The sequence below is a fragment of the Rhizobacter sp. P5_C2 genome (assembly GCF_054049715.1).
Genome location: NZ_JBFULV010000061.1, coordinates 1 through 19,908 on the forward strand (window position 1 = coordinate 1; position 19,908 = coordinate 19,908).

A 19,908-nucleotide genomic window follows, 5' to 3' on the forward strand; every position below is an offset into this window, starting at 1 on the left:
ACACCGGGCACCGTGCCGGCCGCCTGCAAGGCCGGCACGGCGAGCCGGTTGCGCTCGGCATAGACCTGCGCGACCTGGCGCCACTCGGCCGTGCTGGCCGTGCGCGCCTCGCCGAGCCGGATCACCATGCGCGAGCCCCAGGCCGCGGCGCCGGCCGCCAGCATCAGCCCGAGGGCCAGTGGAGCGAGCCGCGTGTGATGAGGGTGGTTCATCGCATCCCCCTGTCGTCACTTGATGGTGACCGTGCAGCTGTGCCCTGCCAGCGCCAGCCCGTTGGGCACGGGCTTGGCGCCGCTGTAGCCGATCTGCATGCCGAACTCGACGCTGCCGCCGGGCGACAGCGTGCCGTTCCAGCCGGCCGGGGTGGCCACCACGGCGCGGCCGTTCTTCGTCACCGTGGCGCTCCACGAATTGGACAGCGTGAAGTCGTTCGATTCGGTCCAGCTCAGCGACCAGCCGGTGATCGGCGTCGTGCCCGTGTTGCCGAGCTTGATCGCGGGCACCTGGCCGGCACCCCAGTCGTTGCTCGTGTCGAAGCTGATCGTGCAGTCGGCCACCACCACGTCGTTGTCGACCTCGGTGGCGGCGAGGCTGGCGCCGGTGTGGCCGGCGGCCGCCAGGTTGAAGCTCGCGCTGCCGTTGGCCTGGTCGGCATCCTCGGCGGCGGCGATCACCAGATTCTGCGGCACGTTGTAGTTGGCCGGCGTGAAGCTCAGCGTGGTGGTGGCCGTGCCCAGGTCGGCGTCGCCGCCGGCGGCCTTGCTCACCGTCACCGTGACCGTCCCCGCCGGCGCCTGCGACAGGCTGACGCCGACGCTCGCGCTGGCGCCCTCGGCCACGCTCAGCGTGCCCGCACTCAGCACGATGGCCGGCGTGCCGCCGCTGCCGTCGCCGTCGATGTTCGCGTAGTCGTTGAAGGCCATCGCGATGTCGGCCTGCGCCCAGAAGCGGTGGTAGACCCAGTCGGGCGAGGCGCCGCCGGCCAGGTAGGCCTGCAGCTTCGGCCACTGCGGGTCCTGCTGGTACTTCGGCCGCAGGCTCAGGAAGGTCGCGTTCGAATCGATGGTCGCGCCCTGCGCGTTGGTGCCCGTCCAGCCGGAGGGCACGTAGACGCCCGAGCCGGTCGCCGGGTCGTAGGCGTCGTCGAAGCGCAGGTAGTCGGTGCGCTTCTCGGCGATGGCGATGCCCTTGCTGTCCTGGTAGCGGGTCCAGGCGCGGTCCAGCAGTTCCTTCGCGAGGGTCCTGGCGGCCGTGTTGCCGGATTTCGCGGCGTAGTGGATCAGCGTGCGCGCGAAGGCGGCGGTGGTGCCGATGTCGGTCGTGCGATCGGCCACCGTGACGCGCAGGTTCGCGTTCGCGCCCGGCGCGGCGGGGTTCCAGGTGTCGGGCTGGCCGCTCCACTTCAGCGTGCTCGGGATGGCGTAGCTGCCGTCGGCATTCAACACCGTCTGTGCCGAGGCCCAGGCCACCCACTTGTCGAGCAGCGCCTTCGCCTTCGCGTCGCCGCTCGCGCGGTAGTACTCGGCCACCCGCTGCATCGACCACACCTGCATGCCGAACCACTCGTTCGAACCCGGGTCGTGGTAGACCGGGTTCTCGTCGTAGGCCATGCCGTAGAAGGTGGCCGTGCCGGCAGGCGGTGCGCCGTAGTTGCCCTCCCAGCTGTTGGTGGCGCCGCCGGCGATCGCGCCGTCGGCCGACTGCAGCCAGCGGTAGAACTCGAGCTGGCGCGCGAGGCTCCTGGCCCAGTCGCCTGCCGCCGTCGGCGAGCCCGGCTTGAAGTCGGCCTGCGTCGACAGTGCCCAGGCCGCGAGCGGGTTCTGGTAGCCGAAGTGGTTGTGGCTGGAGCCGATGCGCCAGGCCCAGCCGGCGCTCGTGTCGGTCGCGCCGCCCCAGGCGTAGTACCAGCTCATCAGGTAGGTCTGGTTGTCGCGGAAGCCGTTCGCGTCCGGCAGGCCGGTGCCGGGCGCGCAGGCCTGTGCGCCGACGCAGTTGCCGATCTTCTTGAAGTACTTGTCGAACATCGCGTAGCGCAGGTAGTCGCCCATGCGGGCCGCCTTCTTGACGAGGTCGGCCACGTCCGCGCCCTTGCCCTGCGCCTTCGCCCACACCGAGGCCCAGTAGACGGCCTGGATCGCACGCGCATCGGCATCCGGCGCATTGGTGTAGCGCCACTGCTTCGCGTAGCTCTGGTCGCCGATGAACAGGCTCAGGAAGCCCTGCGTGCCGCCGCTGCGGCCCCAGCGGAAGGTCTCGCACGAGGGATGGGGAATCGTCTCCCACACCGATTCCTGCGGCCCGCGCTGGAAGGTGTTGATGTAGGCCGGCTTGGTGGTGGCGTCGCCGCAGCGGCCGTAGCCGTACCAGTTGTCGACGTCGGTCAGCCAGTGCATGCCGTAGATGTCGCGCGTGCCGTAGGCCGCCGCGAGTTCGGTGGCGATCGGGTCCTGCCCCGCCGTCACCGAGTTGTCCAGCGGCGCGGGGTAGTTCTTCGGCAGCGCGAACTCGCCGGCGTAGGTGGCCGGTTTGGCGGGGTTGTAGAAGCTGTTGGTGGGCTGGTCGGCGGTGGGCGGGATGATGGTCTTCTCCATCGTCGCCCAGGCGGCCTTCAACGGTGCCCAGTCGCCGGTGACGCGGCCGTACTGCGCCTCCATCCAGAGCCAGAAGCTGTAGGCCTCGGAGGTCGTCTCATGGCCGTAGTCCGGCGCTTCGACCATCAGCGTCTCGATCGAGTGGTACGGCACGCCGTCGCTGCTGAAGTAGCCGTTCGCCGGATCCTTGATCTTGTTGTACTGCGTCAGGAAGCGCTGCGTGTACTCGGCATCGGCGGCGCGCGCCGGTGCGGCGAGCGACAGGGCGAGCACGGCGGCGGCAACGGCCGAAAGCATGTGGAATCGGGTCTTCATCGAAATGTCTCCTGTTGTGAAAACGTTTTCACTGCAATGAAACTGCGATCAAGCGCACAGCGCCACCGCGGCGCCGGGGCGCAGCGGTGGGTACAACGATTCGCGGAGTGTTCGAGCGCGGGTCAGGACGGGCTGGGGATGCCCGGGCGCTCAGGGGTGGCCAATGGCCTGCGGGAGGACTGCAACTGCATCATTCCGTGTCTCCTTTCCCTCGGCGCGGCGGTCTTGCGACGGCGCGCCGTCATGTTCTGGACGGTTTGTCTACAACTGCGGTTGAAATCGATTTCAACGCAACCAGTGTGCCGCCGGTCGCGCGCTCGCGGCATCCGGGTTAGCCCCATCAGATGCAACGCGTCGTGTCGCCGCGCCGCGGCAGGGGCAGATATGCAAGCGCGAAATGCGCAGTTCACAGCGCCGGCCCGCACTCCTAAGGTCTCGCACCGATCGCTGCTTCTCTGGTGGACACCATGAACCTGACACTCCGGCATCGCCTCGCCGCCCTGCTCGTGACGCTCACCGCGGCCACGCTCTCGTTCGCGCAGACGCCCACAACGCCCACGACGATCCGCATCGGTGTCGCGACCGGCGGTGTCGGCACGCCGCCGCGCACCGGCAGCTCGACCGTCGGCCTCGTCAATGCCCAGGGCCAGCTCGAGCAGGAGTTCGCGAAGGACGGCATCCAGGTCGAGTGGATCTTCTTCAAGGGCGCCGGCCCGGCCGTCAACGAGGCCCTCGTCAACAGGCAGCTCGACTTCGCATGGCAGGGCGACCTGCCGTCGATCGTTCACCGCGCCGGCGGCGTCAAGACACACATCATCGTCGGCAGCGGCGTGCGCAACGGGCTCTACCTCGGCGTGCCGCCGGACTCCACCATCACGAAGCTCGAAGACCTGAAGGGCAAGCGCGTCGCCGTCTTCAAGGGCACCAACCTGCACCTGGCCGCGGTGCGCGCGCTGGCGGCCAAGGGCCTCAAGGAGAGCGACCTCAAGCTGATCAACCTCGACACCGCCGCCGCCCAGGCCGCCCTCACCACCAAGGACATCGACGCGGCCTTCGGCTACGTCGAGCTGTTCGTGCTGCGCGACAAGGGAACGGCCAAGGTCGTCTGGTCGGCCGCACAGGACTCGTTCCGCTACACGCGCCAGACGGTGCTGCTGGTCAGCGACGAGTTCGCGGCGAAGCACCCGCAGATCGTGCAGCGCGTGGTCGACACGGTGGTGAAGACCGCCCGCACCTATTCCGATGAAGCGCAGCGCGGCGAGCTGTTCGCGCAATGGGGCAAGACCGAGTATCCGGAGAAGTTCTGGCGCGAGGACTTCACCGGCCAGCCGCTGCGGGTGCGCCTGTCGCCGCTGCTCGACCCCTTCCTCGTCGCCCGCTACAAGGATGCGACCGACGAGGCCTTCAGGCTGAAGCTGATCCGCAGCAAGCCCGAGATCGACACCTGGTTCGACCGGCGCTTCCTGAACGCCGCACTGAAGTCGCAGAAGCTCGAAGGCTGGTGGCCCGAGTACGCGGCCGATGGCCAGCTGGTCGGCAGCAGCGTCGCGGCGGCGCGATGAGCAGCGACCTGACGGTCCCCATTGCAACGGTGTCCGGGGAGTCTGCCGTGCCGCGGCCGGCACGCGCTTTCCCACGGCAGAAGGGACCGCTGCGCGACTGGCTGCTCGCCTGGCCGCTGCCGCTCGTGTTGCTGGCCGCGTGGGCGCTGGCGGCGCACTTCGAATGGGTCGCGCCGCAGGTGCTGCCCGCCCCCGAGGCGGTGGCGCTGACCTTCAAGGAATCGCTGCTCAGCGGCGAGCTGTGGGCCAACCTGCAGATCAGCCTGCTGCGCGTGCTGGCCGGCTTCGCGGTCGGCCTGGCCGGCGGGTTGGCGCTCGGCGTCGCGATGGGCCTGTCGCCGACGGTCAAGGACTACGTCTACCCGAGCTTCAAGGTCTTCGCGCAGGTGCCGGTGCTGGGCTGGCTGCCGCTGCTGATGCTGCTGGTCGGCATCGACGAGGCGCTGAAGGTCATCCTGATCAGCAAGGCGGCACTGGTGCCGATCGCCCTCAACACCTACAAGGGCATCCAGGGCGTGCCGACGCGCCACATCGAGGTCGCGCGGGTGCTGAAGTTCACGCGCTGGCAGATGCTGTCGAAGGTGGTGTTCCCGGCCGCGCTCGCGCCGATCTGGAACGGCGTGCGCTACGGGCTGACGCATGCGTGGCTCGCCCTCGTCGTCGTGGAACTGCTCGCGTCGAGCGAGGGCCTGGGCTTCATGATCGTCTACGGCCGCCAGCTGTTCCAGCTCGACGTGGTGCTGGCCGCGGTGGCGGTGGTCGGCGCGGTCGGTTATGCGCTCGACAAGCTGCTCGCGCTGATCGAGCGCCGGCTGCTCGCTTGGCGCCGGGAGGCCTTCTGATGTCGGCAGCAAGAATTCCCCAGCTCGTTCCCAAACCCCTGCGCGGCTTCATGCTGCCTGCCCTGCTGCTGCTCGCGTGGTGGGCCGCGGTGCGCTTCGGCTGGTCGACCTCGCCGCTGCTGGTGTCACCCGGCAAGGTCTGGCAGACCGCCGTCGAGCAGGTCACGTCCGGCCAGGTCTTCTCGGCGCTCGCCGCCAGCCTGCGGCGCGACCTGATCGGCTTCGCGATCGGCGCGTTCGGCGGCCTCGCGTTCGGTGCGGCGCTCGGTGCCTCGCGACTGTTCGAGAAACTGGTCGGCCCGAGCTTCCACACGCTGAAGCAGATCTCGCTGTTCGCGTGGATCCCGTTGCTGTCGGTGTGGTTCGGTCTGGGCGATGCCGCCAAGGTGGCCTTCCTGTCGCTGGCGGCGTTCTTCCCGGTGGTGCTGAACACCTTCGAGGGCATCCGCAGCGTGCCGGCCGACCTGCTGGAAGTGGCTCGCACGCTGAGGTTCACCCGGCTGCAGACCTGGGCCCGGGTGATCCTGCCGGCGGCCTCGCCGTCGATCTTCGCGGGCATCCACCTGGGGCTGATCTACGCGTGGCTGGCCACGCTCGGCGCCGAGTACCTRCTGGTCTCGGGCGAAGGCATCGGCAACACGATGATCGACGGCCGCGAGCATTTCCTGATGGACTTGGTGCTGCTCGGCGTGATCGTGGTCGGGCTGGTCGGCTTCTCGCTGAATTGGATCGCCGGCCGCATCGAAGCCCGCGCGCTCGCCTGGCGCGGCCGCTCGGTCGCGCAGTTCTGACAACCCCTGCTGAAACCCCACGAGAACACCCACCATGGCACACGCCGGCACCCTGCAGATCCAGCACCTGAGCAAGCAGTACGAGGTCCAGGGTGACCCGCTGCCCGTGCTGCAGGACATCACGCTGACCGTCAACCCGGGCGAGTTCGTCAGCATCGTCGGCAGCAGCGGCTGCGGCAAGTCCACGCTGCTGCGGCTGATCGTCGGGCTGGAGGAGGATTACCAGGGCGAGGTGCTGCTCGACGGCGAGCGCATCGTCGGCACCAGCCTCGACCGCGGCATCGTGTTCCAGGAGCACCGGCTGTTCCCGTGGCTGACGGTGGAGCAGAACATCGGGCTCGGGCTGCTGAACGGCCAGCTCAGCGAGAAACAGAAGGCCGACACGGTGCGCGAGCACATCGCGCTGGTCGGGCTGGAGGGCTTCGAGACGGCTTGGCCGCACCAGCTGTCGGGGGGGATGTCGCAGCGCGTGGCGATCGCGCGTGCGCTCGTCAACCGGCCCGAGGTGCTGCTGCTCGACGAGCCCTTCGGCGCGCTCGACGCACTGACCCGCGCCCACCTGCAGCAGGAGCTGCACCGCATCTGGCAGGCCGAGGGCATCACGATGATCCTGGTCACGCACGACGTGGAAGAGGCGGTGTACCTCGGCGACAAGGTGGTGGTGATGGAGCCACGGCCGGGCCGCATCCGCCGCATCGTGCCGGTGGAACTCGACCACCCGCGCGACCGCGTCGGCCTCGCGTTCTCGCGCGTCAAGGAGGACGTGCTCGCCGAGTTCGCCGGCGAGGCCGAGCAGGCGATGCGGGCCCGCCATGCCGGCCGCCAGGATGCCGACGACGAGCGCACGGGCACCCGTTCCGCGCTGCCGGCCGGGCTGCGCTTCGCGCTTTGACAAGGAGGAGTCCCATGTCCGACCGGAAAATGCGCCTCGGCGCCTTCATCATGGCCACCGGCCACCACGTCGCCGCGTGGCGCCACCCGGGCTCGCAGATCGACTCGGGCGTCAACATCGACCACTACATCCAGGTCGCACAGACCGCCGAGCGCGGGCTGTTCGACCAGGTCTTCGTGGCCGACAGCCCCGGCCTGCAGCACCGCGGCGACGAGGAGTCGCTGAGCCGCCAGGGCCGCGTCTCGTACTTCGAGCCGGTCACGCTGTGGGCCGCGCTGTCGGCAGTGACGAAGCACATCGGCTTCGTCGCGACCGCGTCGACCACCTACGAAGACCCGTTCCTGCTGGCGCGCAAGTTCGCGTCGCTCGACCACCTCAGCAAGGGCCGCGCGGCGTGGAACGTCGTGACGACCGCCGCCGAGAACGTGTTCGGCAACTTCGGGCTCGACGCCCACCCCGACCCTGCCGTGCGCTACGAGCGCGCGCACGAGTTCGTCGACGTGGTGAAGGGCCTGTGGGACAGCTACGACGACGACGCCTTCGTGCGCGATGCGACATCGGGCGTGTACTTCGACCCGAAGAAGCTGCACGCGCTGAACCACGTCGGCAAGTACTTCAAGGTGAAAGGCCCGCTGAACATCGAGCGCTCGCCGCAGGGCCACCCGGTGATCGTGCAGGCCGGCTCGTCGGAAGACGGCAAGGAGCTCGCGGCCGCGACCGCCGAGGCCATCTTCACCGCGTGGACCAGCGAGGCCGAGGCACTCGCCTTCTACCAGGACGTGAAGGGCCGCATGGCAAAGCACGGCCGCCACCCCGGGCAGTTGCTGGTGCTGCCGGGCATCTCGCCGGTGATCGGCCGCACCGAGGCCGAGGCGAAGGCCAAGTGGGCCGAGCTGCAGAAGTTGATCCACCCCTCGGTCGGGCTGAACACGCTGGTGCAGTTCTGGCCGAACGACGACCTGCGCCGCTGGGACCTCGACGCGCCGCCGCCCTGGTACCCCGAGCCGCCGAAGGGCATCAACAGCCGCGCCCACGTGGTGATCGAACTCGCGCGGCGCGAGAAGTTCACGGTGCGCCAGCTGTACGAATACCTGGCCGGCGCGCGCGGCCACTGGGTGGTGGTCGGCACGCCGCAGACCATCGCCGACCAGATGCAATCGTGGTTCGAGAACGGCGCCGCCGACGGCTTCAACGTGATGCCGCCGGTGCTGCCGCAATCGCTCGACGAGTTCGTCGACCTGGTCGTGCCGGAGCTGCAGCGCCGCGGGCTGTTCCGCACCGCGTACGAAGGCCGCACGCTGCGCGAGAACCTCGGGCTGGAGCGACCGGCCAGCCGCTATGTGCAGGCCGCTGCGGCGCAAGCTGCCTGATCAACGCCATTGTTCCAACGACCCACCAGGAGGATTCCCATGAGTGCTGTCCTGACCCCGTCGACCACTGCCACCACCACCGAACTCGACATCGCCCCGCAGGCCGGCCGCATCGGCGCCGAAGTGCGCGGGCTGCGCCTGTCGGGCGCGCTGCCGGCCGCGACCTTCAGCGCGATCAAGCAGGCGCTGTACCGCCACAAGGTGCTGTTCTTCCGCGGCCAGCAGCAGTTGGACGATGCCGGGCAGCAGGCCTTCGGGCGGCTGTTCGGCGAGCTGGTCGACCATCCGACGGTGCCCTCGAAGGACGGCACGCAGATCCTCGAACTCGACTCGAACCACGGCGGGCGCGCGAACTCGTGGCACACCGACGTGACCTTCGAGGTCGCGTACCCGCAGGTGTCGATCCTGCGCGCGGTGACGCTGCCGCCGTACGGCGGCGACACCGTGTGGGCCAACACCGCGGCCGCCTATGAAGAGCTGACGCCGGCGCTGAAGGCGCTGGCCGAGAACCTGTGGGCGCTGCACGGCAACGACTACGACTACGCGGCCACCCGCGTGACACCCGATGCGCACGGCGCGAAGCGCTACCAGGAGGTCTTCACCCGGCGCCTGATCCAGGCCGAGCACCCGCTGGTGCGCGTGCACCCGGAGACCGGCGAACGCACGCTGGTCTCGGGCCATTTCATCAAGAACTTCATCGGCTACAACACGCAGGACAGCGACCACCTGTTCGCGATCTTCCAGAACCACATCACGCGGCTCGAGAACACGGTGCGCTGGCGCTGGGCCGAAGGCGATGTCGCGATCTGGGACAACCGCGCGACGCAGCACTACGCGATCAACGACTACGGCGATGCCCACCGCGTGATGCGGCGCATCACGGTGAGCGGCGATGCGCCGGTGGCGGTCGACGGGCAGCGCAGCCGGGTGCGGCCGAACCCGGCGCGGAGCACCGCATGACGGCGGGTCCGGCTGCGGTGGCGGGGCCCGAGGTGCGGCTGGACCACGACACCTCCGAGCTGGCCGACACCTGCGACCGCGTCGGGTTCCGGCAGTTCGAGCACGGCAAGCAGCTGATCGCGCTGCTCGGCCTGCAGCACGGCCAGCGGGTGCTCGACGTCGGCTGCGGCACCGGTCTGCTCGGGGCCTGGGTGGCCGAGCGAAGCGTGACGATTCCGCTGCAGCGCCACCTCGTTTTCGCGAGCGCACGCCGACCCGCGACCTGATCATTTTTCCGGCGCCGAGGCACCCTCTGCGCAGCGGAAAGGTAGCCAGAAGAATGCCTGGCCGACCTGGAACGGCAAGCGAGCAGCACCGAGCGCGTGCGCAGCGCCTTGCTCGAGGCCTTGCCGGCAGGCGAGCTCTCGATGGAGGCGGTGTGCCGGGCGGCGTTGCCGGAGCGCAGACGCTATGTGGCTGGCTGCAGCAAGCCTTGCCGTTGCGCCTCGCTGTCCGCCAGCAGATCGACGAAGGCGCGGACCTTGGCGGGCCGAAAGCGGGCCGCCGGAAAGACCGTGTGGATGCCGCCGGAGGGCAGCTGCCAGTGAGGCAGCACGTGGATGAGGCGCCCGGCCGCGAGATCGCCTGCGACCGCATAGTCCGGGAGCACCGAGAGCCCCGCGCCGTAGCACACGGCTTCGCGCACGGCGAGCGTGGCATCAAGAAATATCGAGGCTTGCACGTTCACGGTCTCGCGTTCGATCTCGCGCTCGTCCTGGTTGAGCGAGAAATTCCACCTCAGGTGGTCACGCAGGGCGGTGTTGGCGACAAACGGCAAGTTCGCAATGTCTTGCGGCCGACTGAGCCGCGCCACCTGCGGCGCCATGGACGCAGATGCCACCAGCAATTGCCGGAAGGATCCGATCTTTCGCGCCTGCAGCCCAGTCTCGGCCAGCCAACCCACACGAATCGCCAGCTCGATGTTGCCGCCCATGATGTTCAGCGTCTGGTCGCTCAGGATGGCGTCGACCTTGCAGGCGGGATAGCGCTGCATGAAAGTGGCGATGACGGGTACGACGACCCCGACACCGTAGTCCAAAGGAGCAGTCAGCCGCAGCATGCCGGACGGCTCGGTCGACGACTCGCCCAATTCGTCGAAGGCATCCTCTGCCTCGCGCAGGATCAGGGCGCAGCGCAGGTAGAACGCCTGGCCGGCTTCGGTGGCCTGCACCTTGCGCGTGGTGCGAACCAGGAGCGAGGTGCGGAACTCGCGCTCCAACCGGGCAACCTGCTGGCTGACCACGGCCTTGGTGATGCCCAGGCGCTCCGCTGCCGCAGTGAACGAACCGGTCTCCACGACGGACACGAAATAGGCAAGCCGGCGCAGATTCCCAAGACCGCCCAAACCATTCTCGCCTTGACTGTATATTTTTAGCATACGTTGTGTTTATCAGGTATGTATTTAAGAGTCAATCGAGAGTGCCTACGATCCATCGCAAGCCAACCAAGAACCCCATGGACAAGACCCTGCACTACCTGTTCGACCCGCTGTGTGGCTGGTGCTATGGCGCCACGCCGGCTGTTGCCGGGTTGCTGGAGATCCCGCGCGTCAGCATCGAACTGCTGCCGACGGGCCTGTTTTCCGGCGAGGGCGCGCGGCCCATGGACGATGCGTTCGCGGCCTTCGCCTGGTCCAACGACCAGCGCATCGAACGCCTGACGGGGCAGCGCTTCACCGAGCTTTATCGTCGTCGGGTTCTCGGTGATCGCCAGCGGCTCTTCGACAGCGGCCCCGCCACGGTGGCGCTGACTGCCGTGTCGTTGACGGCGCCCGCCAGAGAGTTGGAAGCCCTCAAGGCCATCCAGCGTGCGCGCTACGTGGATGGCAGCGACGTGACGTCGTTGGTGACGCTGGCCGCTGTTCTGGAGGTGCTCGATCTCGAGGAGGCTGCCGCGAGGGTTGCGAACCCCGATGCGAATCTGCTCGACGCCACCCTTGCCCGCGTGGGCCGCGCCCAGGCGTTGATGCAGGAGTTCGGCGCTCGCGGCGTGCCGACCTTGATTGCCGAATCCGGTACGAAGCGCCGGGTGCTGGATCACGCGGCTGCCTATTCCGACCCACAGGCACTGATCGGTCAGCTGGAGGCGGTTTGAGCGGTGCCTGAGCCCATCGTCGGGCCCGCCCCGGCAACCCGCCACCCATTCAACTTGGTAAAAGGAACGACCCCATGACAACGCGAAGAGACGCCATCAAAACTGTAGCCGCCGCGGGTGTCGCGACGGCCATCTTAGGAGTGAACAACGCCATGGCTGCGACGACCCAACTGACCTGGAAACACTTCCCCGCCGGCGAGAACGGATTCTTCCGCGCCCCGGTGCTGATCTCCGGCGCGAACGAAGCCGTCCTGATCGACGGCGGCTTCACGCTTCCCGACGGCAAGGCGCTCGCCGAGGCCATCAAGGCCAGCGGCAAGAAGCTCACGACCCTCTACATCAGCCAGAGCGATCCTGACTACTACTTCAGCCTCACCCCCATCAAGGCGGCGTTTCCCGAAGCCAAGGTGATCGCTGCGTCGGCCACGATCGCGGCCATCAAGGGCAACGTGGAGAAGAAGCTGGCGACCTGGGGACCGCAGCTCAAGGAAAACGGTCCGCAGGCTCTGGCAGACATCGTGATGCCCGAAGCCTTTGACGGCCGGACGCTTGCCCTGGAAGGGCAGACTCTCGAGATCACCGATGCAGCTGGCCTGGCCAACCGCCGCTACATCTGGGCGCCTTCGCTCAAAGCCATCTTCGGCGGCGTGCTGCTGTTCTCGGGCGTTCACGTGTGGACAGCGGACACACAGGGCGCCGAAGCCCGCGCGGCTTGGGTGAAGTCGCTCGACGCCATGGCAGCCCGCAAGCCGGCTGTGGTGGTGCCGGGCCACATGGCGCCCAGTGCCGCAACCGACGCAACGGCGATCCGCTACACCCGCGACTACCTCGTGGCGTTCGAGGAAGAGCTGGCCAAGGCCGCTGACAGCACCGCCCTGATCGCGGCCATGACCAAGCGTTATCCGAATGCCGGCATGGGCGTGGCGCTGCAGATCGGTGCCAAGGTCGCCAAGGGCGAGATGAAGTGGGGTTGAGGCGATGACGACCAACATCGACATCGTCCGTGCCCACTACGCAGCGTCGGCGCGGGGAAACATCGCCGAGATGATGCTCGATGTGTCGCCGCAGGTGCGCTGGACCGAGATGGCGGGCTTTCCCTGTGCCGGCACGTGGGTCGGTCCGCAGGCGGTGGCCGACAACGTCTTTGCCGTTCTGGGCAGGGATTGGATCGACTACCGATTCGAACTGCACAACCTCATCGACGGTGGGGACCAGGTCATCGGGGTGGGGGCCTACCACGGCACGAACCGGGCCACGGGGAAGGCAATGCAGGCTCGCGTGGCCCACGTCTGGAAGTTGCAGGGCGGGCAGATCGTGGCCTTTGAGCAGTTCACGGACACGCTGCTCGTGCATCAAGCCATGAGCTGACGGTCGCACGTCAACGAACGAGATCCCGCCGCCAGCTCAATCAGTTGCCGCGAGCACCGGCCACCGATTCATCGACAACAAAGGCATCCCATGCATCTGACCACCTTTTCCGTTCGAGCCGCGCTCGCCAGCCTGATGCTTGCAGCCGCGACATTCGCTCTGCCGGCTCATGCGCAGCCCGCCTCTTCTGCATCGGCAGCTGCCGTTGAGCGCGATGGCGAAGGCCGTACGCTGCAGGATCTCTACCAGGCGGCGCTGAAGGAAGGCGGCACGTTGACCGTGTATGCCGGCGGGGACGAGGTCACGCAGGGTTTCGGCATCAAGGCAGGATTCGAGCGCCAGTTTCCCGGCATGAAGGTCGAGATCGTCGTCGATCTGAGCAAGTACCACGACGGGCGCATCGAAGAGGAACTGCTGCGCAAGGACCTGAAGGTCGACGTCGCGCATCTGCAGACGCTGCACGACTTCGACCACTGGGCCTCAGCCGGCGTTCTGCTGCCGTACAGGCCGATCGGCTGGGACCAAGTGCCCGACGGATACAAGGATCCGCAGGGCCGCTTCACGGCGCTGTTCATGCTGACTTTCGCGAACAGCTACAACAAAAACATGGTGACGGCGGAGAACGCGCCGCGCGACTACACCGACTTTCTGAAGCCCGAGTTCAAGAACCGCATCGTCATCGCGTACCCCCATGACGACGATGCGGTGCTGTACGTGTTCGACAAGATCATTCAGAAGTACGGCATCGGCTTTGTGGAGAAGCTGCAGGCCAATGGCGTGCAGTGGGTGCGCGGCACGCAGACGCCGCGCGATGCGGTCGAGGCCGGCAAATACGCGGTCGCTACCGGTACGTCAGGCAGCTTCGCGCCGGCGGAATCGGCCAACACCCGTTTCGTGCTGCCCAAGAGCGACCCGTTCCTCACCTGGGCGCAGACCGGTGCGATCTTCAAGGACGCGAAGCATCCGGCAGCCGCGCGGCTCTACATGAGCTGGCAACTGTCTTTGCCGGTGCAGTCGTCGCCACGCCAGTTCCCGCTGCGCAAGGACGTTGCGCTGCCGGCCGGCTTGAAGCCGCTGGACCAGTACAACACCAGCCCAGCGGACTTTCTCGCGTTCATGCGCGACCGGGCACGCGTCGAGCGGCTCAAGACGCTGTTCGAGCGCCTGATCGGGCCGGTACAGGGCATCTCGCCGCTGAAGGATTGACAGCGGCCGCAGCCCGCAGGTGCCGGTCGAGAACTGGTATGCCCTGGGCGGCCAGTTGCCGACGCTGAACCTGCTCACCTTCCCGCGCGCCGGCCATGCCCCGCATCACCGGCAGCCCGAGTTGGCCGCCGCGCACATCGCGGCGTTCGTCAAGAGCACCCGCAAGGCCTGAGCGCACACGCGGCCCGTCCTTTCTATGTGACGACGCGTCCGTGAACGGATGCGGGTCGCGGCGTGGATCTGCGCCGGCCCGCCAAACACAAAAGCACAGAGTCACACAAACACAATAATTGCCACATAGCATGGGTGGATCGATCCCACACCCGCCGGAGCTCCTCCCATGCACGTCATTCACACCAGCCGGCCGGCCGACCCGGCCCGCGGCACACCGTTGCCCGACACATCGTCCGCGCCGACTGCGACCGCATCGGCCCGGCGCTTCGCGTGGGGCGTGGCCCTCGCGATGACCGTCGCGCTGACCGCCTGCGGCGGCAGCAACGACAACAAGGATTGCGGCTCGGCGGGCAACACCCGCGACCTGCACTGCGCGCCCTGAGCGCCGCTGCGCAGCCTCGCCACGCCACCGAACCCCCGACGCCATGACACTCAATCGCCGTAACTTCCTCCGCACCGCCACAGGTTCCACCCTCGCGCTGGGCCTGTTCCCACCCGCCATCCAGAAGGCCCTGGCGATCCAGGCCAACAACACGACCGGCACGCTGAAGGATGTCGAGCACATCGTGCTGCTGATGCAGGAGAACCGCTCCTTCGACCACTACTTCGGCGCGCTCAACGGCGTGCGCGGCTTCGCCGACCCGTTCGCGATCCCGGTCGCCGACGCCGGCGCCATCCAGCGCCGCACGATCTGGTCCCAGCCCAATGCCGTGGCCGGTGCCGTGCCGGCCGTGGTCGCGCCCTTCCACCTGAACACCGTGCAGAACTTCGACGTGATGCGGGTGGAGGGCACGCCGCACTCGTGGGGCGACGCGCAGTACGCGTGGGACCAGGGGCGCATGAGCACCTGGACCACCTACAAGAAGAACCATGCGATGGGCTACTACACACAGGACGACTTGCCCTTCCAGTACGCACTGGCCAATGCGTTCACGCTGTGCGATGCCTACCACTGCAGCTCGCAGACCGGCACCAACACCAACCGCCTGTTCGCGTGGACCGGCACCAACGACGGCCTGGCGCTCGGCAACGGACCGGCCACGTACAACGACTACGACTGGTTCGATGCCAACCCCGGCAATGACGGTGGCTACACCTGGACGACTTATCCCGAACGTCTCGAGCGCGCCGGCATCACCTGGCAGGTCTACGAGAACATGGACGACAACTTCACCGACAACTGCCTGGCGGGGTTCCACGCCTTCCGCGACGCGTACTACCAGCGCCCCGGCTACTCGGAGGCACTGCGGCAGCGCGGGGTCGGCACGCGCGACCTGGACAAGCTGAAGGAAGACGTGCTCGCCGGTACGCTCCCGCAGGTCACCTTCATCGTGGCAACAGCCGAAGGCTCGGAACACCCCGGGCCGTCGAGCCCGGCCCAGGGCGCCGACTACACCGCCAAGGTGCTGGATGCGCTGACCGCCAACCCCGGGGTCTGGAGCAAGACCGTGCTGTTCCTCAACTTCGACGAGAACGACGGATTCTTCGACCACGTGCCGCCGCCCGCGCCGCCCTCGTTCACCAGCTGGGATGCGGATCCGGCCAAGGCGGTGCTGGCCGGCGCGAGCACGGTGGACACCGCGGCCGAGTACCACGAGCACCTGAAGGCCTACCACACGGCGGCCTACGAACCCTCGCTGCTGCACAGGCCGTACGGCCTCGGGCCGCGCGTGCCGATGTACGTGATCTCGCCGTGGAGCAAGGGCGGCTGGGTCAACTCGCAGGTGTTCGACCACACGTCGCCGCTGCAATTCATCGAGCAGCGCTTCGGCGTGAAGGAGCCCAACATCTCGCCATGGCGCCGCGCGGTGTGCGGCGACATGACCTCGGCCTTCAACTTCGCCGACCCGAACAACGCCGAGTTCTTCAAGAACCTGCCCGCAACCACCACGCTGGCGGACCGAGCCCGCGCCCTGCCCAAGCGGACCGTGCCCGCGTTGCCCAGCCAGGCCGCGATGCCTGTGCAGGCCAAGGGCACGCGCCCGTCGCGCGCGCTGCCGTACGAACTGCATGTCAGTGCGGTCTGCGCCCCGGCTTCGCAGCAGATCACGCTGATCTTCTCCAATACGGGCCGTGCAGCTGCGGTCTTCCATGTCTACGACCGCCTGCACCTGGACGCCGTCCCTCGCCGCTACACCGTCGAGGCCGGCAAGCAGTTGCGGGGCAGTTGGGCGCTGGCGGCGGACCAGGGCGTCTACGACCTCTGGGTGCTCGGGCCCGCCGGCCTGCACCGCCATTTCACCGGCAACGCCAGCACGCTCGCCCCCGCGGGCCAGCCGAACCCGGAGATCCAGGTCTGCTACGACGTCGCCAACAGCGACCTGGTGCTGAAGCTGCACAACACCGGCGCGGCAAGCTGCACTTTCAGCGTGCGGGCCAATGCGTATTTCGACGCCACCCTGCAGTCGGTGACGGTGGCCCCGGGCGGCGAACAGTCGCTGGCGTGGGCGCTCAAGGAAAGCGGCAACTGGTACGACTTCAGCGTCGGCGTGCCGACACTGCCGGGCTACAGCCGCCGCTTCGCCGGGCGCCTGGAAACCGGCGCGCACCTGGTCAGCGATCCGGCGATGTTCGGCCCCGCCGTCGGCGACCAGCCGGCCATCACCCGCTGAACGCCGCAAGCCGCCCCGCGGGCGGCTTGCGGCATCATCGCGGCATGCTTCAGCAAGATCGTCATCAGCGCATCCAGGCCCTGCTTGCAGGCGACGGGCTGGCCACCACGGAGCGCATCGCCAATGAACTGGGCGTGTCGCGCGAGACGGTGCGGCGCGACGTGCTGGCGCTGGAGGCGGCCGGACAGCTGCGCCGCGTGTTCGGTGGCGTCATGGCCTGCGAGACCGCGGCCGAGCCGCCGCTCGCGCAGCGCACCAGGACCAACGCGCTGGACAAGCGCGCGATCGTGCGAGCTGCAGCACGCCTGCCGCAGCCGGGCCAGTCGTTGTTCATCGATGCCGGCAGTACCGTGTCGATGCTGGCGCAGGAGCTGGCCTCGCTGCGCGACTTCACGGTGATCACCAACTCGTTCGACGTGGCGCTGAAGCTGGCCGGCCCGACGCTGGACGGCGGCTCACCCCGGCACCAGGTGCATGTGCTTGGCGGACGACCCCGGCCGGAGCTTGCCGCGAACTACGGCGACGCCACCGTGGCCGAGGTGATGCGCTGGCGGGTGGACTGGGCCCTGCTCTCGCCCGTCGGCGTGGAGGCCCACATGGGCGCCAGCAGCTTCGATCCGTCCGAGGCGGAGCTGGCGCGCGCGATGGTACGGCAGGCCCGCCGCACCGTGCTGCTGGCCGACCACAGCAAGATCGGTGTGTGTGCCCGGGTCGCGTTCTGCGGCATCGAGCAGGTTCATCAACTGATCACCAACAAGAAGGCCAGGGATTCGGCCGCGCTCGACGCGCTCGCGAACGCAGGCTGCGCGCTGACCCTGGTCTGACCGACTCGCCGAGCGGCGCGAATCAGATCGAGAAGCCCAGCAGCATCGCGACACCGGCTTCCTTGTTCGGACGCACGAAGCTGTCGCGCGTCAGGCGGCTCATCTTGATCGTCAGCGCGTCGGTCAGGAACCACTTGGTGTAGAGCGCGTTGATCTCGCCGCTGGTGTAGAGCTGCGACAGGCTGCGGTCGACCGATGCGAGCAAGGCCGTGTCGCCCTTGCGCAGCATCACCGCATAGGGCTCGACCGACAGCGCCAGGTTGCTCACCTGGAAGGTGTCGAGCGCCTTGTCGTTGGAGGCCAGGCCGAGCAGCAGCGAATCGTCCTGCGGGAAGGCGCGCACGCGGCCTTCTTTCAGCGCCTTGTAGGCCTCGCCGTTGCTCGCGAAGGTCTGCAGCTGTGCATGCAACTCGCCGTTGGCGAGTTGGTTGAAGAGCTTCTCGGAGGTCGTGCCCTTGCTGAGTGCCACCGCGAGGCCGTTCAGGTCTTTGACCGACTCGACCTGCACGTTCTTCGGCGTGAGCAGGCGCATCGCGGCCACGAAGAAGGTGTAGCTGAAGTCGACCTGCGCCTGGCGCGCGCGGGTGTTGGTGGTGGAGCCGCACTCCAGGTCGATCTCGCCGCTCAGCAGCTTCGGGATCCGCTCCGGCCCGCTGACGACCTTGTACTGAACCTTCAGGTCGGGCAGCTTCAGTTCGCGCTTGATGCCTTCGACGGCGTTCAGGCACAGGTCGACCGAATAGCCAACCGGCTGCTTCTGTTCATTGAGGAACGAGAACGGCCGCGCGGCTTCGCGCACGCCGAGCACGATGACCTTGGTCTCGCGGATGCGGGCCATCGTGTCGGTGGGCGCCTGGGCCAGTGCCGCGCTGCTTGCGCCGGCAAGCAGCAGCAGAGCCGGCATGTGACGCACGACGTGGCGCATCACGCCGTGAAAAGGGGAGAACATCTTGGAAGCTCCGACCAAAAGGGCGGAATTATAGGGTTTACCCTATTCGCATATCCGTGATGAAGGTCGCACTGGATCGATCCCTCTACCCCCTTGTTTCGGGGGATTTTTCTCGAAGTCATGCACCGACCGAAGCTGCGTCGCACCGTTGGCATCGCGCTCGACGATCCAGATCTGGTCGCGGCGCAGCAGCTTCGTGTCCATCAGGTGCGTGTCGTGCGTCGTGAAGATCAGCTGAGAGGCATCCTCGTTGGCCAAGTGCTTGTCGATCAGCGCCGCGACGATCTTCGGATGCAGGCTCCTGCCGAGTTCGTCGACAACGACCACCGAGCGTCCGTTGCAACCCTTGAGTGTCCAGGGGACGAAAAATCCGATCAGATTCTTCGTTCCCCCCGATTGATCGTCGAAGGAAAGCTCAGCCTCGCCAAGCGCCGTGCGATGGGTCAAGGTCGTCTTCACCTGAGCCGAGGAAGATTCCGCCTTGAACGCGGACACCGGAACATCCAGGTCCCGCAGAAATGCGGCGATACCTTCCGCAAGGCTGGGGATACCGTTCGCGGCCAATGACTGAGCTGAAGCGACATACCTCTGCATGCCGCTCATCATCACTTCGACACCCTGGCTCAGCCAAGTAAATGGACGCCGCAATTGCTTCAACGCCGCGTTGCTGTTTGCGACGGCCTGCGAGATGAACAGTAAGTTCGTTGGCGTCAGTTTCCGCCAAGCCTGATGCAGGGCCTCGCCGCCTTCGAGTTCCGGGCCGAAGGTGTAGCCCTCGGTTTCGTCGGCGCAGCGCCGCTCGTACAACAGGGTCTCGTTCCCTTGCGGGAAAAACACCAGCCGCTCGTGCACGATCCTCGAACGCGTCGCTGCCAGCTCGAATTGGTATCGCAGCCCCTCCTGAATGAAATGGACCTCGAATGAACTCGGGGTCTGTGCCAGCGCGGGATCGAGCGCGAATGGCATCACCGGCAGCACGGTGGCTTGCGCATTCGGCGACAAGCGCGCCATCAATCCAACGGTCGACAGCGCCAGCAGCAGATTGCTCTTCCCCGCCGCATTCGGCCCATACACCGCGCACGCCTTCAGCAGGTCTGGAAACTTCTCGCCACTGAGCAGCGCCTTGAAGGTGTTCCTGCCCTTGCGCAGCCGTGGCGAGGCCACCATCGACAGCGTCTGCCGCTCCCGGAACGACCGGAAATTGGCCACGGAAAATTCAATGAGCATGGTGGAGGTGGCGGGTCTTGGCCGCACAAGTGTCGCTTGGGGCGAGGTCATGCCCGCACTCGACGGCGCCACGGGTGTATCGCCGACAATGC

The 19,908-nt window shown here is 67.5% G+C and carries 20 protein-coding genes; 15 read left to right on the forward strand and 5 right to left on the reverse strand.

All coding sequences use genetic code 11. The features are described 5' to 3' along the window. Together ACXJLU_RS21210 and ACXJLU_RS21215 are read right to left on the reverse strand one after the other, a co-directional pair. The coding region (locus tag ACXJLU_RS21210; RefSeq protein ID WP_457334358.1) for a hypothetical protein at positions 1–212 on the reverse strand (212 nt) is incomplete at its 3' end. 15 nt (positions 213–227) lie between these two features. Next, the gene (locus ACXJLU_RS21215; protein ID WP_457334360.1) at positions 228–2,906 is read right to left on the reverse strand and encodes a glycoside hydrolase family 48 protein; all 2,679 of its coding nucleotides are present in this window, start codon (positions 2,904–2,906) and stop codon (positions 228–230) included. 467 nt (positions 2,907–3,373) lie between these two features. Here ACXJLU_RS21215 and ACXJLU_RS21220 point away from each other — a divergent pair, with 467 nt between their 5' ends. Genes ACXJLU_RS21220 through ACXJLU_RS21250 form a run of 7 tightly spaced genes read left to right on the forward strand, consistent with a single transcriptional unit; the run spans position 3,374 to position 9,589 of the window. After that, a complete protein-coding gene (locus ACXJLU_RS21220) occupies positions 3,374–4,468 on the forward strand; it encodes an ABC transporter substrate-binding protein (protein ID WP_457334362.1) in 1,095 nt (364 codons plus the stop codon). After that, on the forward strand, positions 4,465–5,310 hold the full coding sequence (locus ACXJLU_RS21225) for an ABC transporter permease (protein WP_457334364.1): 846 nt from the start codon (positions 4,465–4,467) through the stop codon (positions 5,308–5,310). The genes ACXJLU_RS21220 and ACXJLU_RS21225 overlap by 4 nt, the downstream gene beginning before the upstream one ends. Then, entirely contained in the window at positions 5,310–6,101 is a 792-nt protein-coding gene (locus ACXJLU_RS21230) for an ABC transporter permease (RefSeq protein ID WP_457334366.1), read from the forward strand. Before ACXJLU_RS21225 ends, ACXJLU_RS21230 begins: the two co-directional genes overlap by 1 nt. 34 nt (positions 6,102–6,135) lie before the next feature. Then, on the forward strand, positions 6,136–6,993 hold the full coding sequence (locus ACXJLU_RS21235) for an ABC transporter ATP-binding protein (protein WP_457334368.1): 858 nt from the start codon (positions 6,136–6,138) through the stop codon (positions 6,991–6,993). A gap of 14 nt (positions 6,994–7,007) precedes the next feature. Continuing rightward, positions 7,008–8,363 (forward strand): LLM class flavin-dependent oxidoreductase, encoded by a 1,356-nt coding sequence (locus tag ACXJLU_RS21240; RefSeq protein ID WP_457334370.1) that lies wholly within the window; start codon positions 7,008–7,010, stop codon positions 8,361–8,363. 39 nt (positions 8,364–8,402) lie between these two features. Beyond that, a complete protein-coding gene (locus tag ACXJLU_RS21245) occupies positions 8,403–9,323 on the forward strand; it encodes a TauD/TfdA dioxygenase family protein (RefSeq protein ID WP_457334372.1) in 921 nt (306 codons plus the stop codon). Further along, positions 9,320–9,589 carry a class I SAM-dependent methyltransferase gene (locus ACXJLU_RS21250; protein WP_457334373.1) on the forward strand — a complete coding sequence of 90 codons (270 nt, stop codon included), beginning with the start codon at positions 9,320–9,322 and terminating at the stop codon, positions 9,587–9,589. The genes ACXJLU_RS21245 and ACXJLU_RS21250 overlap by 4 nt, the downstream gene beginning before the upstream one ends. A 182-nt stretch (positions 9,590–9,771) precedes the next feature. On the opposite strand, the gene ACXJLU_RS21255 is transcribed toward ACXJLU_RS21250, so the two are convergent. After that, positions 9,772–10,740: a LysR family transcriptional regulator gene (locus tag ACXJLU_RS21255; protein WP_457334375.1), complete on the reverse strand. Its 969-nt coding sequence runs from the start codon at positions 10,738–10,740 to the stop codon at positions 9,772–9,774. A 77-nt stretch (positions 10,741–10,817) separates the two neighbouring features. Here ACXJLU_RS21255 and ACXJLU_RS21260 point away from each other — a divergent pair, with 77 nt between their 5' ends. The 8 genes from ACXJLU_RS21260 (at position 10,818) to ACXJLU_RS21295 (ending at position 17,640) form a co-directional block, all read left to right on the forward strand. Then, positions 10,818–11,456, forward strand: coding sequence for a DsbA family protein (locus tag ACXJLU_RS21260; RefSeq protein WP_457334377.1), 639 nt, complete (start codon positions 10,818–10,820; stop codon positions 11,454–11,456). 74 nt (positions 11,457–11,530) lie between these two features. Further along, on the forward strand, positions 11,531–12,430 hold the full coding sequence (locus ACXJLU_RS21265) for an MBL fold metallo-hydrolase (RefSeq protein ID WP_457334379.1): 900 nt from the start codon (positions 11,531–11,533) through the stop codon (positions 12,428–12,430). 4 nt (positions 12,431–12,434) lie between these two features. Continuing rightward, entirely contained in the window at positions 12,435–12,824 is a 390-nt protein-coding gene (locus ACXJLU_RS21270; RefSeq protein WP_457334381.1) for a nuclear transport factor 2 family protein, read from the forward strand. A 90-nt stretch (positions 12,825–12,914) separates the two neighbouring features. Next, on the forward strand, positions 12,915–14,030 hold the full coding sequence (locus ACXJLU_RS21275; protein WP_457334383.1) for an ABC transporter substrate-binding protein: 1,116 nt from the start codon (positions 12,915–12,917) through the stop codon (positions 14,028–14,030). 19 nt (positions 14,031–14,049) lie between these two features. Continuing rightward, positions 14,050–14,202 (forward strand): alpha/beta fold hydrolase, encoded by a 153-nt coding sequence (locus tag ACXJLU_RS21280; protein WP_457334385.1) that lies wholly within the window; start codon positions 14,050–14,052, stop codon positions 14,200–14,202. A 168-nt stretch (positions 14,203–14,370) separates the two neighbouring features. Next, complete coding sequence (locus ACXJLU_RS21285; RefSeq protein ID WP_457334387.1) at positions 14,371–14,586, forward strand: hypothetical protein; 216 nt, start codon at positions 14,371–14,373, stop codon at positions 14,584–14,586. 43 nt (positions 14,587–14,629) lie between these two features. Further along, a complete protein-coding gene (locus tag ACXJLU_RS21290; RefSeq protein WP_457334389.1) occupies positions 14,630–16,816 on the forward strand; it encodes a phosphocholine-specific phospholipase C in 2,187 nt (728 codons plus the stop codon). Between the two features lie 44 nt (positions 16,817–16,860). Next, entirely contained in the window at positions 16,861–17,640 is a 780-nt protein-coding gene (locus tag ACXJLU_RS21295; RefSeq protein ID WP_073466193.1) for a DeoR/GlpR family DNA-binding transcription regulator, read from the forward strand. Positions 17,641–17,662: 22 nt separating this feature from the next. On the opposite strand, the gene ACXJLU_RS21300 is transcribed toward ACXJLU_RS21295, so the two are convergent. Both ACXJLU_RS21300 and ACXJLU_RS21305 read right to left on the reverse strand, forming a co-directional pair. Then, on the reverse strand, positions 17,663–18,589 hold the full coding sequence (locus tag ACXJLU_RS21300; protein WP_457334391.1) for an amino acid ABC transporter substrate-binding protein: 927 nt from the start codon (positions 18,587–18,589) through the stop codon (positions 17,663–17,665). A gap of 42 nt (positions 18,590–18,631) precedes the next feature. After that, the gene (locus tag ACXJLU_RS21305) at positions 18,632–19,867 is read right to left on the reverse strand and encodes an AAA family ATPase (RefSeq protein ID WP_457334393.1); all 1,236 of its coding nucleotides are present in this window, start codon (positions 19,865–19,867) and stop codon (positions 18,632–18,634) included. Between the last annotated feature and the right edge of the window lie 41 nt (positions 19,868–19,908).